The following is a 16,416-nucleotide window of genomic DNA, read 5'->3' as shown; positions in this document are numbered from 1 at the left end:
CTTTTTATATTGAACGATCAATTAATAAAAAATGACTACAAACGACGGGCAAGGAATGTCCCCTTTTCGAATCACCTTGAGCTACTAGCCCGACAGCATCGCGAGTGACCGGAAACCCGCGACTCGACTGTACGGACTCTTTGGCACCTGCCCTATAGGAGAACATGCTCCATGAGCAGCACGACCCCATCCGGTAACGTACGACTCAATCCGCCCGCCTTTTACAGCGCGGCCACAGCAATCCTGGTCTTTGCTTTGGTGGTAATCGCCTTTCCCGAGCGCGCCGGAGCCTGGCTGCTGGAAGCTCAGACATGGGCCTCACAGACGGTAGGCTGGTACTACCTACTGGCCATGACGCTTTATCTGGTCTTTGTCATCGTCACGGCCCTTTCAGGGTACGGCAAGATCAAGCTTGGCGCCGATCACGATCAGCCTGAGTTCAGTTACCTTTCATGGGCCGGCATGCTATTCGCAGCCGGTATCAGTATTACCCTGTTCTTTTTCTGCGTGTCAGAACCCCTGACGCATTTCATGCATCCCCCTCAAGGCGAAGGCGGCACGCAGGCTGCTGCGCGTCAGGCCATGCAACTGCTCTTTCTGCACTGGGGATTGCATGGTTGGGGGGTCTTTGCACTCGTTGCCATGGCATTGGCCTATTTCGCCTATCGCCATAACCTGCCCTTGGCCTTACGTTCAGCGCTATACCCGCTGATCGGCAAGCGCATCAACGGCCCTATTGGCCATGCGGTAGATTGCTTTGGCATCATTGCCACCGTTTTCGGCCTGGGCGCCGATATGGGCTTTGGTGTGCTTCAGCTCAACTCGGGCTTGGACTATCTGTTCGGTGTACCCCATACCCAATGGGTACAAGCCCTGCTGATTGCCGTGATGATGGGAGCCGCCATTCTTGTTGCCGTATCAGGTGTAGACAAGGGTGTGCGCGTCATGTCCGATATCAACATGCTCCTGGCGGTCGGTCTGCTGTTGTTTGTCCTGTTTGCCGGGCCGACCCAGCACCTGCTCAATACGCTGATCCAGAACATCGGCGATTATCTGGGCGCTGTTCCCACCAAGAGCTTTGACCTTTATGCCTATGACAAACCGTCCGACTGGCTGGGCGGCTGGACCGTATTCTATTGGGCCTGGTGGATCGCATGGGCACCCTTTGTAGGCCTGTTCATCGCGCGAATTTCCCGTGGCCGTACCATTCGTGAATTCGTCTTTGGCGTACTGTTCATTCCGCTTGGCTTTACCCTCGCGTGGTTGTCCATCTTTGGTAACAGTGCGCTGGATCAGGTGCTAAACCACAACCTGACCAGCCTGGCCGAAACGGCTATTCGCGAGCCGTCCATGGCGCTTTATCACCTCCTGGAAACGTATCCTGCAAGCCGTATTGTCATTGCGGTGGCGGTATTCGTAAGCTTTGTGTTCTTCGTGACATCGGCGGATTCGGGCACTGTGGTGCTGTCGACCCTGTCCTCGACAGGCGGCGAAGCGGACGAAGACGGTCCCAAGTGGCTGCGCGTCTTCTGGGGAACGGCTACTGCCCTTGTCACGGGCGGGCTGCTGGTCGCCGGTAGCATGGATGCACTGAAGTCTGCGGTGGTCCTGACCTCTCTACCCTTCTCGCTAGTAACCTTGCTAATGATGTGGGGTCTGCACAAGGCGTTCTACACCGAATCGCAGCGGCAACGGGCACGATCACATTCTCTGGCCCCGGTATCCCAGGCCAACCCACGCCGCAGCGGTGGCTGGCGTCAGCGCCTTGCCAAGGCTGTTCACTTCCCGTCGCGCGATGAGGTCTATCGGGTAATGGACACCATTGTTCGCCCGGCGATTGAGGAAGTGGCCGAGGTATTCCGGGAAAAAGGGTTGGCCGTACAGACCGAGCTTGATCCTACCAATGCCAACCTGAGCCTTGAGGTTGGTCATGGCGAACAGCATCCCTTTATCTATCGGGTCATCATGCAGGGGTATTTCACACCGAGCTTTGCCCGAGCCGGTATGGGCGGGCTGCACCTGAAAAACCGTCGCTACTACCGTGCAGAGGTCTATCTGGCTGAGGGCAGCCAGGATTATGACCTGGTGGGCTACACCAAGGAGCAAATCATCAACGACATGCTCGACCAGTACGAGCGGCACCTGCAGTTCCTGCATCTGGTCCGCTGACCTCAACTTACCCGGGCCGTCACTCGGCGGCCTGGGTGGATACCGGTGTTGCCCTTCTGGGCATGGCAGTGGTGAATGATGCTTCTTGCCCCGAATGCTGCGACTCTAACAGCCGGGGCATAGTGGTCCGGGAAAATGCCTTGGTAATCCGATATCGAACGTCCAACCCACCCGATTAAACAAAGCCAAGAACAGGCTGACCCTCTAAGACCCGGACCTTAGCGAAGCATTATTATCAGGATGCCTTGTTTCGCGGTCATAACGCCCTCGCTACAAGGAGTACCGCAAACACATCCGAAAATGCCTGCGATTGCTTCAGGACCGCCATTACGATTCGTGATCGCTTCGTTAGTTATCTTGCTATCAAACTTTAGATGGAAGGCGCGTATAATAAGGCTCTAGCGCGGCTACGCCGTCTGTGGCTGCCACCTCTTGAGGAGGACGTCATTGCCTCACGCCCCTGTTTCATCTGCAGCACCGCCATCACGACATCCTGCCCTGCAGTGGGCTGCCCTGGTTGTTGTATCCAGTCTGGCTTCCTTTTGCCTTGATCGCGCCGGTATCCCTGCGGCCATGTTCCTAGGGCCCATGCTGGTCGCCATCTGCTTTGGCGTCAAAGGGGCCACGATCCGTCTACCCAAACCACTGTTCCAGCTAAGCCAGGGCGTGGTGGGCTGTCTGATCGCCCACTCCATGACAGCGGCCGTTCTGCTTATGGTCGCTACGCACTGGCCGGTCATGCTGCTGGCCACTGCCATTACCGTTCTGCTCAGCGTGCTGGTGGGTGTCATCCTGGTTCGCTTCGGCGGTTTACCCGGCTCCACCGCCGCCTGGGGTACTACGCCCGGCGCGGCCTCCGCCATGGTTGCCATGGCGGAAGAATACGGAGCGGACTCCCGTATCGTGGCAACCATGCAGTATGTGCGTGTCGTTTGTGTGGTCGTGATCAGTGCCCTGGTTGGCCGCTTTTTGGGGGCTGAAGGTACAGGAGCAGCCTCTCACTCGGCCGCTATCACCTTTGACTGGAACACCCTGCAGTCATTTGGAATTACGCTGGCCGTCGTGGTGGTAGGCGTCTGGTTAGGCAAGCGCCTGCCGGCCGGTGCCCTGATGGTGCCTATTGCGTTGGGCACTGTCCTGCAGCTCAACGGTTGGGTAACCATTACCCTTCCCCACTGGTTGCTGGCCATCGCGTTTGGCTCGATGGGCTGCTATGTAGGCTTGCGGTTCGATAAAACCACGGTGCGCTATGTCACCCGAGCCCTGCCCAAGATGATCATGGCCTCGCTGATGTTGATCGCCATGTGCGCTCTTTCGGCCCTCTTCCTGGCTCATCTAATGAACAAGGACTTTTTGTCCGCCTACCTTGCAACCAGTCCTGGCGGCCTAGACTCGATGGCGATCATCGCTGTGGACAGCCATGCGGACGTCGGGCTGGTACTGGCCATGCAGGCCTTGCGCTTGATTGGCGTGATCGCATCCGGGCCGTTCCTGGCCAAACAGATCGCCCGCGTGGCGCGAGTCTGATCTATACAGCCTCGGCACTAACGCCGAGGCTTGGCCCGTGCGGTCGCCTCCGCAACGAGCGGGTCATCCGGCCAATAGTGCTTCGGATAGCGGCCTTTCAGATCCTTCTTTACCTCGGCATAGGTGCTGCGCCAGAAATTAGCCAGATCCTGGGTAACCTGCACCGGGCGCTGCGCAGGGGACAGCAGGTGCAGCTTTACAGCAAGCCGTCCGCCGGCGATCCGAGGAGTGTCGGCCAAGCCGAACATCTCCTGCAACCTGACGGCCAGCACGGGCGGCTCCTCGGTGTAGTCCAGCCGGATACGGGAACCCGAAGGTACCCCTATCGAGCGGGGCGCCAACTCGTCCAGGCGGCTTGGTAGCGGCCAGGGTAGCAAGCCCTGCAGGATGGCGCCCAGATCGAGCTGAGCGAAATGGGACAGGCGAGTCACCCGTCCCAGATATGGAAGCAGCCAGTTCTCCAGCGTTGCCAGCAGCGCCATATCGGTCACGTCAGGCCACTCGCTGAGACCGCCCTGCTCCAGGTCCAGCCGCCGCAGAAGCATGACCCGTGCCTGCCACTGGCGCAGCTCCGGTGTCCAGGGCAGGAGTTCAAGCCCTTTACGCCTGACTAGCCCCAGTAATGCCCGGCTGCGCGCGTCATCACTTAGCGAACTCAAGGGTTCGCGGGAAAGGACCAGTTCACCGATTCGCACCTGCCGTTCGGCGCGCAGTACGCCCTCCCGCTCGTCCCAGTCCACCTCCTCATGGGTCGATACCTGCTCGGCTAGGGGCCCTTCAAACAAGGCAGGATCAAGCTCGGCAGCCAGATAGATACGCTCTTCACGCTGCCCTTGTCGGCTCCCAAGATCGGCAATCACCAACCACGGTGATTTCATCAGCGAATCGACATCGGCAAACAGTGCCGCACGGCCATTGGCCAGCCGATATTCTGCACCGCCGGATCGGCGCTGGTGTGCGACCCGCTCCGGGTAAGCAAAAGCCAGCAGACACCCTACCCAGCGTGGATGATCCGGATCGCTCACAGGCATTTCGGAAGCGCCACGCAGCAAGCTCTTGAATTGTCTTGCCAGCTGGCGAATTCGCGCGATACCACCTCGCGGCCCTTTCCCTTCGCCTGCCAGCAGCGCAAGGCGAGTCTGTATATCCGCACCCTCGCCACGCACGATATCCCGCTCGGATAAAATAGCCGCCAGATCACACGCCAATGGCGCCAACCCCAGGGCCTGTCCCCGAAGCAGAAGATGAGCCAGTCGCGGATGAGCCGGCAGGGTGCTCATGGCCTGTCCATGGGCTGTCAGAGCCGTTCGATCAGCCTTGAGCGCACCCAGACGCACAAGCAGATCCTGAGCTTGTGCCTGGGCCGCAGTAGGAGGTTTGTCCAACCAGACCAGCTCATCTGCATCAGCGCCCCAGCGCGCCAGCTGAAGCGCAAGCCCCGCCAGATCAGCCTGCAGAATTTCCGGTGAATCATAGGCGGGTAGCTGGTCATGCTGCGTCTCCGACCACAAGCGATAGCACACCCCTGGCTCCAGACGTCCTGCCCGCCCCGCTCGCTGAGTGGCCGAGGCGCGAGAGATGCGTCGCGTAGCTAGCCGCGTCATGCCACTGCCAGGATCGAAGGCGGGCTCCCGGGCAAGTCCGGCATCTACCACCAGCCGAACGCCTTCGATGGTAAGACTGGTTTCGGCGATATTGGTCGCCAGCACAATCTTGCGAATACCGGCCGGTGCCGGCTCAATCGCTGCTCTCTGGGCAGCCAGATCAAGCTCACCGTAGAGCGGCGCGATCCGGATATCCACCCTGCCAGCCAGCGCATCATCCAGCAATTCATGAACCCGCCGGATTTCAGCCTGCCCCGGCAAAAAGACGAGCAGGCTTCCGTCCTGCTCATCCAGTGCCTGCTGGATGGTTTGAACAACCCTGGGCTCCAGGCGCTCGTCTGTCGAAGTGGGCCGCCCCCATTTGATCTCCACCGGAAACATGCGCCCCTCGCTGCGCACCACCGGAGCCCCTTGCAGCAAGGCCGAAAGCCGCTCACCCTCAAGGGTTGCGGACATGACCAGGACCTTGAGCGGAGTGTCACGCAAGAGCTCACGCCCATTCAGAGTGAGTGCCAGCGCCAAATCGGCGTCCAGGCTTCGCTCGTGAAATTCGTCGAAAATGACCAGGCCAACGCCTTCGAGGGCAGGATCATCCTGCAGGCGACGCGCAAGAATACCTTCCGTAACGACCTCGATCCGTGTCCTGGGCCCTACCTTGCTTTCCAGGCGAATGCGGTATCCCACCGTCTCGCCCACCGGTTCGCCATACTCGGCTGCCAGCCGCTCCGCCGCTGCCCGAGCGGCCAAACGCCGCGGTTCCAGCATGAGAATCCGCTGACCCGCTAGCCAAGGCTCATCCAGCAGCGCTAGCGGTACACGTGTGGTCTTGCCTGCACCTGGAGGTGCCTCCAGCACAGCTTCGTCGCGCTCGACCAGGGCGGCGCGCAGGGTAGGCAATACGGTATCGATGGGTAATGGCGTCATTCTGCTGTGCACGTGGTCATATACGGTGGCTGCTGATTATAACGACTCCAGCGGCCCGCTTCCGGCCTCTCGCAACGCCGGTTATAGTGCGGTTTCCTGACCTATGGAGGTGTTTATGCCAATGCGCACTCGCCTGATCTGTGGCGCCCTTGCTGCAGCAGTGCTGACCCAGATTTCGGCCTGCGGTACGCTGTTTTATCCTGAGCGTCGCGGCCAAATTACTGGCCAGATCGACCCGGGCATTGCCATCCTGGATGCGGTAGGCCTGCTGTTCTATATCATTCCCGGCCTGATTGCGTTCGGTGTTGATTTTACGTCCGGAGCCATCTACCTGCCCAACGACCAGCACGCCTCGGTCGACCCGGAAAAACTCAAGCAGGCTATCGACGCGGATGGCAAGGTGGACAAGGCGCGCCTTAAAGCCATTATCGAACAGGAAACCGGCCGCTCCCTGCCACTGACCGATCCACGCCTGATTCAGCACAGCGGCAGCCCTGAGCAACTGGCCGCCTTTGGGTTGCGCCCTGCGGCATAACACCTGATGAAAAGCCGTACCGAACACGCCAGGCTGTTGCGCCTGGCCACCACTGCTTCACTCGCAGTGGCTGGCCTGCTCATTACCGTGAAGGCCATCGCCTGGTGGTTCAGCGGGTCGGTCAGTCTGCTGGCCGGGCTGACCGACTCCGTACTCGATGGCGCGGCCTCCCTGTTCAACCTGCTGGCGGTGCGCTATTCCTTAAAGCCTGCCGATGACGACCACCGTTATGGTCATGGCAAGGCGGAGTCGTTGGCGGGTATTACCCAGGCCCTGTTCATTGGCGCCAGTGGAATCCTGATCGGCATGCAGGCCATCGGACGTCTGAAAGAACCTGAACCCCTGGGAACGCCTCTGCTGGGCATTGCAGTCATGATCGTTTCATTGATTGTGACTGCGGGCCTGCTGATGCTACAGCGGCACGTCATTCAGATTACAGGGTCCGCAGTGATTCGCGCCGACTCCCTGCATTACCGCTCTGATCTTCTGCTCAACACCAGCATCCTGATTGCCCTGATTGCTGCCAGCTACGGCTGGGATCAGCTGGATGCCATCTTTGGCCTGGGTATTGCGTTGTATATCCTTTGGAGTGCCATTGGAATCGCACGCGACTCGCTAAGTGTGCTGATGGATCAGGAATTGCCCTATGAAGTCAGCGAGCACATGTTGACGCTGGCGTGCAGCGTGCCCCAAGTCTTGGGGGCTCATGATTTGCGCACGCGTATTTCGGGAAGCCACTGGTTCGTCCAACTGCATCTGGAGCTACCGGGAGAAATGACCCTGTCCGAAGCCCATCGCCTGTGCGACGAGGCCGAAGCGGCGATCATGGCGGAGTATCCGCAGGCCGAAGTGCTGGTACATGCCGACCCGCTGGATGCACCCGATGTCCCCCATCGGCATCCGCTGCCTCCGAACTGAGGGCTCAAGGGCGTCTGACTTCATCAGATTACAGGCAGACGGCCCCCCTCAATAGGTCACGTTATATCCCCTGCCACTTAGGCAGGCGCCCAGCGAACGTCGATAACGATCCGCCACATCAGCCGGTGGCGCAGTGGTTGCTCGGGATGGATCAAAACCTGACTCGCTGACCGCCCAACGCTGGCAGTCATAACGATCCTGCTCCATCTGGGCCTGTGTCTGACCATAGGCAGGGGTTATGGCGACATCAAAGGCATTGCTGCTAATGGCATAGCCACCGTTTTGCACAGGCGGCTCCACGACAATGTAACGGTTGTATTCCGGTTGCGGCTGGTAATAGGTGCCAGCGGCAAAGTAGTAGGTCAGCCCGCCGATCACCAGAGTTTGCGCATAGTTAGGCAAGTTGCTGACATACACCCCGCGCGGCGGGGTCACGATGACATAGCTCGACCCTTGTGGGCGGTACCAGTACCCGTCGGAATAGTAATACTCATAGCGTTGATGCCAGATACGGGTGTACCGAGGCGGTGGGCGGCGTAGCACATAGCCGGGACGCCAATCAGGGTTTGGTCCCCAACCACGACGATCAAAGTCGTTGTGCCTGTGCGGGCGATTCCAGTTGCCGTACGGCCCATAGTCAGGATGATCAATGACACGGGGCTGATTTTCCCAGCCTCGATTCAGATCATTCGGCCCGGATTGCTCCCAACGAGCACGCTCATCGCCACGCCGAACGGCATCGGGTCGATTCCAGCCGTCTTCCCGGGAGTGGTTCGCCTGCCCTGTGACCTCTCGCGGAGGCGCGGTAATAAACCGTACACCGTTTTCATCGACCCGCTCGACAGGCCGCCGGGGAAAATCATAGCGTTGATGGGGAAGATCCTGGCCACTGCCGGTCTGCCAGCGCGAGCCATCCTGCCCGATAGGGCGACCCGCCCCCGGACGAGGCCCGGCATTAGGATCCATTCCCCGAGAGGGCGAGTAGTCCGGGTGATCTCCAACGCGACCCTGCCCCGCCTGAGGCTGAGGCGCAGCGCCGCCGGACGGATTGCCGAACTGCGTCTGTCCGGCCTCAAAAGGCCCTGCCAGCACGTGGCCTGCGCTCAATGCGACTATCAGACCGATACCTGTCAAACGCCCGCGGCGCTTCATGACCCTATCTCCTGCTTACCGCCGGTCGCTCCGAAAATGGCGAGGCGGCGGTCGAATCCTCAATCTAAGCCAGGAGTATGCGCGAGGCGAGCATTGACGGATAGGCGGAGCACAGGCGTACACTTTTATCAGGCGCACAAAAAAGGAGGCTTTCGCCCCCTTCCGGAATTCTGTCCTCTGAGTCGCTTTTGGCGACTGCTGCGATCACACAGCCTTTTGGGCGGTGAGTGGCCCGGGAGCGGCACGACCTGATAGGTCGGCGGCATTATCGGCTTGCCCTCCTGGAGCTCACCGTTGGACTGTTCGTCCGGGCCATCGAAGTAATGAGTTCAGCTTAGCCCTGTTGCACCGACCAAAGTTTGCGTTTTTTGCTATATCCTCTACCGTTTAAGCAACAGAACACTAAAAAAACCTTTTAAACGCAATTTTCCAAAGGATTGGTTTCAAAATGGACAAACTAGACCGCTACGACTTACGTATTCTTGCCGAACTCCAGCGTGATGCACGCATCTCGAACCAGGAACTGGCAGAGCGCATCGGCCTGTCTCCTTCGCCCTGCTCACGACGGGTCAAGCAGCTGGAAGATGATGGTTACATTAATCGTCAGGTTGCCCTGCTCGACCGCAAGAAACTGGGCCTTAGCCTGACAGTTTTCGTACTGATCGGCATGGACCGGCATACCCCTGAACGCTTCGAGCATTTCCAGTCGATCATTCGGCAGTGCCCTGAGGTGCTGGAATGCAGCCTGGTGACCGGCATGGATGCGGACTATCAGCTCAAGGTGGTCGTTCCGGATATGGACCACTACCAGAAACTGTTGCTGGGCACCCTGACCCGTATAGAAGGCGTTTCGAGCGTGCGCTCAAGCTTCGTTCTCAACCAGGTCATCTCCAGTACCGAGCTGCCGCTTGAGCACCTGCGTGGCTGAGTATCGTCTCGATTTACATGGACCTGTCTGAGGCCGCGGATTTGCACGAATTCGATGCCGATGCTGGTGTTTCTTGCCAGAAGATGGATAAATCAGATTTATTTATCTAAATTTTTCCAAGGGCACGGAATGAAGCACCGCTCATTCTGTCCTGAATAAACCAACGATCGACTCGCAGCCCTTCCCGTCGGCATGACCTTGCCTGACGGCGTTCCGGCATGACGAGTCGACTGTCCTACCGTGCTCATGAGGTTGCAATGCTTACGCTCAACATCAACGGGGCCGACCATCAAGTCGACGTCCCCGACGACATGCCCCTGCTTTGGGTTCTACGTGACGTGCTGGGAATGACCGGCACCAAGTACGGCTGCGGGATCGCACAGTGTGGCGCTTGCACGGTGCATCTGGACGGTACGGCTGTTCGCGCCTGCGTCTTGCCTGTGAGCAACATTGCACAAGGCCAGAAGATCGTGACCATCGAAGCCGTGGGCGAGTCCGACCTGGGCAAGAAAGTGCAGGATGCCTGGCTTGAGCATGAAGTCGTGCAGTGCGGCTATTGCCAGTCCGGCCAGATCATGTCGGCCGTGGCGCTGCTGTCCCAGCACCCGAACGCAGGCGATGCTGAAATCGATGCGGGCATGTCCGGCAATATCTGCCGCTGCTGTACCTATACCCGTATCCGCGGCGCGATCAAAAGCGTTTCCCAGGCCTGAGCGGAGCACACTCCATGACCAAGAATGTATCGGCGCAGGCCATAAGCCTGTCGCGCCGCAAGCTGCTTCAGGCCAGTGGTATCGCCGCAGGTGGTTTGCTGTTGGCAACCGCACTGCCTTTTTCCCGCCGCAGCTATGCCGAACAGTATGTCAACAAAGGGCCAGAAGACGCACCGCTGGACACCCCTACGGCCTTGGGAGCGTTTCTTCGGATAGGCCACGATGGGCAGATCACGCTGATTTCGCCCAAGATCGAAATGGGCCAGGGTGTACAGACCGGTTTTGCCATGATGGTAGCCGAAGAGTTGAACGTTACTCTGGATCAGGTCAGGGTGCAGGAAGCACCGCCAGACGAAAAATTGTATGGGGACAAGCTTCTGGGCTTTCAGGCCACCGGCGGTTCCTCATCGACTCGCAGCAACTGGCAACCCCTGCGGGAAGCCGCTGCGGCGGCCCGCGTAATGCTGATCCAGGCCGCGGCCAACCAATGGAAGGTGTCGCCGGATGAATGCCGCGCCGAAAATGGCAAGATCATCGGCCCTGGCAATCGCGAACTGGCCTACGGCGCGCTGGTGGATGCAGCTGCCAAACTGCCCGTTCCGGAAAACGTCCCGCTCAAAAAGCCGGAAGACTACAAGGTCATCGGCCAGCCGCTGCGTCGCCTTGATACGCCTGGCAAAGTAGAAGGCTCAGCCAAGTTCACCATCGACCTGCACGTGCCAGGCATGAAGATCGCTACTGTCAGCGCCTGTCCGGTCGTAGGTGGCACGCTTGCCTCAGTGGACGACCGTCACGCTCGTGCGGTTCCCGGTGTCAGGGATGTGATCAAGCTGGATAATGCCGTTGCCGTGATCGGCGACCACATGTGGGCAGCCCTTAAAGGCTTGAAAGCGCTGGAGATCCAATGGGATCTGGGCCCAAACGCCGGTATCGACTCCGCCCAGATCGAACGCGCCCTGCATACAGCCTTTGATCGCGAAGGCGCCATTGCCGCCGAGGTTGGCGACATCAACAAGGCCATTGCCGGTGCGTCCAGCAAGATCGAGGCGGAATACGAGATGCCCTTCCTGGCTCACGCCACGCTGGAGCCCATGACCTGTGTGGCCCAGGTCCGCGAAAATGCCTGTGAACTATGGGTCGGCACCCAAGTGCCGGTTATGGCCCAACAGGCGGCTGCCAAGGCAACCGGCCTGCCGCCGGAAAAGATCATCGTCAACAACCAGCTCATCGGTGGAGGCTTTGGCCGTCGCCTGGAGGCGGACTTCATCGGTCAGGCCGCAGCCATAGCCAAGCAGGTCGACTACCCCATCAAGCTGGTCTGGACGCGTGAAGAAGACACCGCCCATGACCTGTACCGTCCTCATTATATCGACCGCTTCAGCGCAGGCCTGGATGCCAACGGCATGCCAGTGGGCTGGTCGCATACCATTGTCGGGGCCTCGGTCATGGCGCGGTTTGCGCCAGCCGCCGTACCACCCAATGGGCTGGATGCCGACGCAGTAGAGGTTTCCAACAAACCCGTCTACTCGCTTCCAAACCTCAGAGTCCGTTACGTCCCTGAAGCGCCCAAGGCCATTCTCAACTCCTGGTGGCGTGGGGTAGGCCCGCTGCATGGCGCCTATGTGATGGAAAGCTTTATCGATGAGCTGGCCTACGCAGCCAAGCAGGACCCGGTCGATTACCGGATGAAGCTGCTCGGCGAGCATCCCCGTGCGCAGGCGGTACTCAAGCTTGCCGCCGAAAAAGCCAACTGGAGCCAGAAACTGCCAGCGGGCCATGGTCGGGGAATTGCCGTACAGGAAGTCTTTGGCAGCTACCTCGCTACCGTAGTGGAAATGCAGGTCGACGCGCAGAACGGCATCCACATCACCCGCCTGATCTGTATTGCAGATTGCGGCGAGGTAACCAATCCGACCTCTGTTCACTCTCAGCTGGAGGGAGGCACGCTGTTTGGCCTGTCTGCTGCGCTCTATAACGAGATCACCGTCAAGGATGGACATGTGGAACAGAGCAACTTCCACGACTACCGGCAGCTGCGCATGAGCGATGCCCCACCGGTCGAGACGCACATCATTCCAAGCCATGAAATACCTGGCGGGATTGGAGAGGCCGGTACCGCCATGATTGCACCGGCTCTGGTCAATGCTCTGTATGCGGCAACCGGCAAGCGCCTTCGTCGTCTGCCGGTAGTTCGCGCCGGTTACCACGTGGCTTAAGGAGCTCCTATGAATCGTTTCACTTCTATCTGGGGCACCATGACGCGTACGGTGTTGAGCAGCGTGGCGCCTGTAGCGCTGGCCCTCACAACGCTGTCTGTCCAGGCTGCTGACGAGGCCACGGTCCAGCGCGGCGAATACCTGGCCCGTGCAGCTGACTGCGTGGCCTGTCACCTTGACGAGAACGGCGGTAAACCATTCGCTGGCGGTCGTGGTTTCAAGCTGCCGTTCGGTATGCTGTATTCCCCCAACATCACGCCGGACAAGGAAACCGGGATCGGCACCTGGAGCGATGACGACTTTGTCAGCGCCATGCAGGAAGGCGTCGGCAAGGACGGCAAGCACTACTATCCAGCCTTTCCCTATACGTCTTACACGCTGATGTCGCGGGAAGATATTCTGGCGATCAAGGCGTATCTGTTCAGCCTGGAGCCCATCAGGCAGCCGAACAAGGAAAATGACATCAGCTTCCCCTTCAACCAACGCTGGGGAATGATGTTCTGGAACATGATGTTCAACCCGAACGAGCGCTTCGAGCCGGACCCGAGCCAGTCGGCTGAATGGAACCGCGGTGCGTATCTGGTGGAAGGTGCGGGGCACTGTGGCGAATGTCATACCCCCCGTAACATCTTCCAGGCGCGTGACAGCTCACGAAACCTGGGTGGCGCGGTGATCCAGGGCTGGAAGGCCTACAACATTAGCGGTGACCAGAAGACCGGCATCGGTGCCTGGCCGGACGAGGCCCTGGCCTCTTACCTGTCTACAGGCCATGCCGAAGGGTATGGCGTTGCGGCTGGTCCCATGGCCGAAGCCGTCAATCACAGCCTGCGCTTCCTGACGCCTGAGGATATCCGCGCCATGGTGGTGTACTTGAAGTCGGTCCCCAGTCAGCCGTATGGATTGATGCGACCGGAGCCCAAGGCACTGTCATCTGACGCACCGGCCAAAGGAAACAACCCGCTGGGCCAGAAGGTGTTTGCCGACGCCTGCGTCAGCTGTCACCTGTGGGATGGTTCGGGCCGGCAGAGCACCTTTGCCGCGCTTAGTGGCCTGCGCACGGTGAACGATCCAGAGGCAACCAATCTGGTGCAGGTCCTGCTGGGAGGAGACAAGCTGGAAAATCCCCATGGCGATCACTTCATGCCGGGGTTTGCCCGCGGGTATTCCAACCAGGAGCTGGCGGCGGTCACCAATTTTGTCTTGGAGCACTTCGGCCATGCCCAGGGCGAGATGACGGCTGACGAGATCGAGAAGCGTCGTCACCCCGAATAAGCCATTCACCTGCCGGCCGTGCCTCATACAGGGGCACGGCCAATAACCCTCCATATCAAAAGGCCTTTAAGACTATTGTCTTAACCTGATAGGCTTGCCACCCGTTTACACTTCGCTCCCCATCCGCTGTACCCACAAACGTGGACGAAACACTCGCAAGGACTTGCCATGAAACCCGCCGACCAGGTGATGCAGAGCTACGGCCGCTGCTGCGCCAGCGCTGACTTTTTCGATGACTTCTATACCCGCTTTCTTGCCAGCTCGCCGCTGATCCGCGAGAAGTTCGTCAATACCAACATGCAGGCCCAAAAGCAGCTCTTGCGACAGGGCATCATGAACCTGGTCATGGTGGCGCGCGGAATGCCGGATACCAAGTTGCGCGCACTGGGCGAAACCCATTGCCGCCATCAGATGGATATTCGCCCGGAACTCTACGGCATCTGGGTCGATACCTTGCTCGCCACCATTTCAAGCCACGACCCGCAATGCACGGACGAGACGCTCAAAGCCTGGCGGGACGTGTTGAACGAAGGCATCGCGGTTATCACGTCACATTACTGATTGCTACAGTCGATCCGCTGGCGTGGTTACAGCCGCGCCGGCACCTCGCGCCATTCACCCGGCGCCATACCCTCCAACGCCCAAGGGCCGATGCGTACTCGCACCAGGCGCAATGTAGGCAGGCCGACGGCTGCCGTCATGCGACGTACCTGCCGGTTGCGGCCTTCACGAATCACCAGCTCCAGCCAGGCCGTTGGAACACTCTTGCGAAAGCGTACGGGAGGGTTTCTCTCCCATAGTTCCGGCTCCTCCAACAGGCGCACCTCTGCGGGAAGCGTCGGTCCGTCATTCAGCTCGACGCCTGTTCGCAGCGTTTGTATCTGCTCATCCGTAGGGGTGCCTTCCACTTGAACCCAATAGGTCTTGGGTAGTTTGTGCTTGGGGTCGGCAATGCGCGATTGCAAGCGCCCGTCATTGGTCAGGAGGAGCAGCCCTTCGCTGTCCCGATCTAACCGCCCAGCCGGATAAATGCCTGGAATCGGAACGAAGTCCTTGAGCGTAGCCCGCCCGTCCCCATCGGAAAACTGGGTCAGCACATCGAATGGCTTGTTCAACAAGATCAGCCGCGGCTCGGCCGGCGGGGCCTTGGCAACACGACGAGGACGCGGGGTTTGAGGGGAGCGGTAGGAACGAGGCATGATGAAGACTGGCACTTGAGGCACGGGCACGTTAAAAACGCGGTGCAACGATAAAAGATATCCGCGAGTGTACCGAAAAACCGGCACTCGATTTTCACTTACCGGCAACGTGAGTCCTTCATGAGAATCTTTCGCTCCCTCTGGCTGGTCAACCTTCTCGCTATTGCAGGCTGTGGTGGCCCGGAATACAAAGGCCCGCCTTCGGATCACTTCGACGGGCAGCAGTTTTACAACCAGGAGCCCTTTACCAAAAAGAGTTTCTGGACTCTGATCAAATGGCAGCTGACCCGCGAGCGTCCCGAGTGGGTCTGGCAGGCGCTTCCGCCGCGCCAGGAGGAGCTGCCCGAGCGCGTGACAGGCGATGACCTGCGCGTTACCTACATCAACCATGCCACCCTGCTCATTCAGTACCATGGCTTGAATATTCTGACCGACCCGGTCTGGTCCGAGCGAGTTAGCCCGTTCAGCTTCATAGGTCCCAAGCGCTACCATGACCCAGGCGTAGCATTGGAAAAGCTTCCACCTCTTGACCTGATCTTTGTCAGCCACAGCCATTACGATCATATGGACTTGGCAACGCTTCGCCGTCTCGCCGAGATCAACCCGCTCACGCCCGTCGTCACGCTGCTGGGAAACGCCGAGTTGATCCGCAAGGAGGCCGGCTTTGGCACTGTAACGGAGATGGACTGGTGGCAGAGTCAGCCCCTGAACCAGCAGGTAACCTTGCATATCGTGCCTTCACAGCACTGGTCGGCCCGCACCCGCTTCGATACCAACCGTACCTTATGGGGCGGCTTTGTACTGGAGTCCGCCAGCGGTCCTGTCTACTTCCCCGGCGATACCGCATGGGGCGGGCACTTCCAACGGATTCACGACCGTTTCGGTCCCATGCGCTTTTCGGCTTTGTCTATCGGGGCCTATGAGCCACGCTGGTTCATGGTGTCGAGCCACATGAATCCACAGGAGGCAGTAGCCGCACACAAGATTCTTCACTCCAGCACCAGCATGGGCATTCACTTCGGTACCTTCCCGCTCAGTGACGAAGCCCAGTTTGCGCCTCCCCAGGACCTTGCCAAGGAGCGCGAAGCCCAAGGACTGCCGGAAGAGGCCTTCCGCGCACCGCTGCCTGGCGAGAGCTGGGCAGTGCCCGTCATCATCACGGCTGGACACTGATAGTCCAGGGCGCGGCGGTAACTCCTCCGCGCCTTTCATCCAGCGATAGACGCTGATGCCAACAGCGTTGATTCAGGACAATAGCG

General features: G+C 59.4%; 13 protein-coding genes. 10 read left to right on the top strand and 3 right to left on the bottom strand.

Going from position 1 to position 16,416, the window contains the following annotated elements:
* The first annotated feature begins 171 nt into the window (after nt 1-171).
* Nucleotides 172-2,169, top strand: coding sequence for a choline BCCT transporter BetT (gene betT / locus AC4LF3_RS03950; protein ID WP_010797139.1), 1,998 nt, complete (start codon nt 172-174; stop codon nt 2,167-2,169).
* A 447-nt stretch (nt 2,170-2,616) separates the two neighbouring features.
* The gene (locus tag AC4LF3_RS03945) at nt 2,617-3,696 is read left to right on the top strand and encodes an AbrB family transcriptional regulator (protein WP_491834817.1); all 1,080 of its coding nucleotides are present in this window, start codon (nt 2,617-2,619) and stop codon (nt 3,694-3,696) included.
* A 17-nt stretch (nt 3,697-3,713) separates the two neighbouring features.
* On the opposite strand, the gene hrpB is transcribed toward AC4LF3_RS03945, so the two are convergent.
* Nucleotides 3,714-6,224: an ATP-dependent helicase HrpB gene (hrpB, locus tag AC4LF3_RS03940; RefSeq protein ID WP_491834816.1), complete on the bottom strand. Its 2,511-nt coding sequence runs from the start codon at nt 6,222-6,224 to the stop codon at nt 3,714-3,716.
* Nucleotides 6,225-6,339: 115 nt separating this feature from the next.
* Here hrpB and AC4LF3_RS03935 point away from each other — a divergent pair, with 115 nt between their 5' ends.
* Both AC4LF3_RS03935 and AC4LF3_RS03930 read left to right on the top strand, forming a co-directional pair.
* Complete coding sequence (locus AC4LF3_RS03935) at nt 6,340-6,759, top strand: polyribonucleotide nucleotidyltransferase (RefSeq protein WP_491834815.1); 420 nt, start codon at nt 6,340-6,342, stop codon at nt 6,757-6,759.
* A gap of 6 nt (nt 6,760-6,765) precedes the next feature.
* The gene (locus AC4LF3_RS03930; RefSeq protein WP_074822960.1) at nt 6,766-7,677 is read left to right on the top strand and encodes a cation diffusion facilitator family transporter; all 912 of its coding nucleotides are present in this window, start codon (nt 6,766-6,768) and stop codon (nt 7,675-7,677) included.
* Nucleotides 7,678-7,725: 48 nt separating this feature from the next.
* On the opposite strand, the gene AC4LF3_RS03925 is transcribed toward AC4LF3_RS03930, so the two are convergent.
* On the bottom strand, nt 7,726-8,829 hold the full coding sequence (locus AC4LF3_RS03925; RefSeq protein ID WP_010797134.1) for a DUF6515 family protein: 1,104 nt from the start codon (nt 8,827-8,829) through the stop codon (nt 7,726-7,728).
* Nucleotides 8,830-9,277: 448 nt separating this feature from the next.
* Here AC4LF3_RS03925 and AC4LF3_RS03920 point away from each other — a divergent pair, with 448 nt between their 5' ends.
* The 5 genes from AC4LF3_RS03920 (at nt 9,278) to AC4LF3_RS03900 (ending at nt 14,519) form a co-directional block, all read left to right on the top strand.
* On the top strand, nt 9,278-9,757 hold the full coding sequence (locus tag AC4LF3_RS03920) for an Lrp/AsnC family transcriptional regulator (protein WP_010797133.1): 480 nt from the start codon (nt 9,278-9,280) through the stop codon (nt 9,755-9,757).
* 257 nt (nt 9,758-10,014) lie between these two features.
* Nucleotides 10,015-10,470 (top strand): (2Fe-2S)-binding protein, encoded by a 456-nt coding sequence (locus AC4LF3_RS03915; protein ID WP_010797132.1) that lies wholly within the window; start codon nt 10,015-10,017, stop codon nt 10,468-10,470.
* Nucleotides 10,471-10,484: 14 nt separating this feature from the next.
* Nucleotides 10,485-12,686, top strand: coding sequence for a xanthine dehydrogenase family protein molybdopterin-binding subunit (locus AC4LF3_RS03910; RefSeq protein WP_491834814.1), 2,202 nt, complete (start codon nt 10,485-10,487; stop codon nt 12,684-12,686).
* A 9-nt stretch (nt 12,687-12,695) separates the two neighbouring features.
* Nucleotides 12,696-13,958: a c-type cytochrome gene (locus AC4LF3_RS03905; RefSeq protein WP_491834813.1), complete on the top strand. Its 1,263-nt coding sequence runs from the start codon at nt 12,696-12,698 to the stop codon at nt 13,956-13,958.
* Between the two features lie 168 nt (nt 13,959-14,126).
* A complete protein-coding gene (locus AC4LF3_RS03900; RefSeq protein ID WP_125887203.1) occupies nt 14,127-14,519 on the top strand; it encodes a globin in 393 nt (130 codons plus the stop codon).
* Nucleotides 14,520-14,545: 26 nt separating this feature from the next.
* Here the strand turns inward: AC4LF3_RS03900 and AC4LF3_RS03895 are convergent, their stop codons facing one another.
* Nucleotides 14,546-15,157 carry a pseudouridine synthase gene (locus AC4LF3_RS03895; RefSeq protein ID WP_010797128.1) on the bottom strand — a complete coding sequence of 204 codons (612 nt, stop codon included), beginning with the start codon at nt 15,155-15,157 and terminating at the stop codon, nt 14,546-14,548.
* 120 nt (nt 15,158-15,277) lie between these two features.
* Between AC4LF3_RS03895 and AC4LF3_RS03890 the strand changes: the two genes are divergently transcribed.
* A complete protein-coding gene (locus AC4LF3_RS03890; protein ID WP_491834812.1) occupies nt 15,278-16,330 on the top strand; it encodes an MBL fold metallo-hydrolase in 1,053 nt (350 codons plus the stop codon).
* The last annotated feature ends 86 nt before the right edge of the window (nt 16,331-16,416 follow it).

This window comes from Pseudomonas sp. C2.3V (assembly GCF_058536325.1).
This window is presented reverse-complemented; position numbering and strand designations above follow the sequence as displayed.

Coding starts and splice junctions, on each gene's coding strand:
- AC4LF3_RS03930 (WP_074822960.1), top strand. CDS start 6,766: ATGAAAAGCCGTACCGAACACGCCAGGCTGTTGCGCCTGGCCACCACT.
- AC4LF3_RS03895 (WP_010797128.1), bottom strand. CDS start 15,157: ATGCCTCGTTCCTACCGCTCCCCTCAAACCCCGCGTCCTCGTCGTGTT.
- hrpB (WP_491834816.1), bottom strand. CDS start 6,224: ATGACGCCATTACCCATCGATACCGTATTGCCTACCCTGCGCGCCGCC.
- betT (WP_010797139.1), top strand. CDS start 172: ATGAGCAGCACGACCCCATCCGGTAACGTACGACTCAATCCGCCCGCC.
- AC4LF3_RS03925 (WP_010797134.1), bottom strand. CDS start 8,829: ATGAAGCGCCGCGGGCGTTTGACAGGTATCGGTCTGATAGTCGCATTG.
- AC4LF3_RS03905 (WP_491834813.1), top strand. CDS start 12,696: ATGAATCGTTTCACTTCTATCTGGGGCACCATGACGCGTACGGTGTTG.
- AC4LF3_RS03890 (WP_491834812.1), top strand. CDS start 15,278: ATGAGAATCTTTCGCTCCCTCTGGCTGGTCAACCTTCTCGCTATTGCA.
- AC4LF3_RS03900 (WP_125887203.1), top strand. CDS start 14,127: ATGAAACCCGCCGACCAGGTGATGCAGAGCTACGGCCGCTGCTGCGCC.
- AC4LF3_RS03920 (WP_010797133.1), top strand. CDS start 9,278: ATGGACAAACTAGACCGCTACGACTTACGTATTCTTGCCGAACTCCAG.
- AC4LF3_RS03935 (WP_491834815.1), top strand. CDS start 6,340: ATGCCAATGCGCACTCGCCTGATCTGTGGCGCCCTTGCTGCAGCAGTG.
- AC4LF3_RS03915 (WP_010797132.1), top strand. CDS start 10,015: ATGCTTACGCTCAACATCAACGGGGCCGACCATCAAGTCGACGTCCCC.
- AC4LF3_RS03910 (WP_491834814.1), top strand. CDS start 10,485: ATGACCAAGAATGTATCGGCGCAGGCCATAAGCCTGTCGCGCCGCAAG.